Source organism: Gemmiger formicilis (assembly GCF_016901605.1).
Lineage (GTDB): Bacteria > Bacillota > Clostridia > Oscillospirales > Ruminococcaceae > Gemmiger > Gemmiger formicilis_B.
In genome coordinates, this window is the sequence record NZ_JACJKP010001071.1 from 1 (window position 1) to 215 (window position 215).

1 protein-coding gene is annotated in these 215 nt (G+C 57.2%); it reads left to right on the forward strand.

What is annotated here, in order from left to right; translation table 11 throughout:
* Nucleotides 1-215: hypothetical protein (locus H6B10_RS17785; RefSeq protein ID WP_204652596.1), on the forward strand; the 215-nt coding region annotated here is incomplete at both ends.

Here is a 215-nt window from a genome sequence, read left to right on the forward strand (position 1 = left end):
CTGGTCAGCGGTTACTCGCTGCCGCTGGGCGTTTACTACGACACCGAGTCTGTGGCCGGCGGACGTGCCAACGCCATCAGCGCTGCAGAGCGTACGGCTTGCGCCGTGGCCTTCGGTATGCAAAATCACCACCAGCAGCATGCTGAACATGCGCAGCAGATCTATGCCGTAGTTTCGTTGTTGCTGCATGCAAATGTCCCCTTTTCTACCAAAAA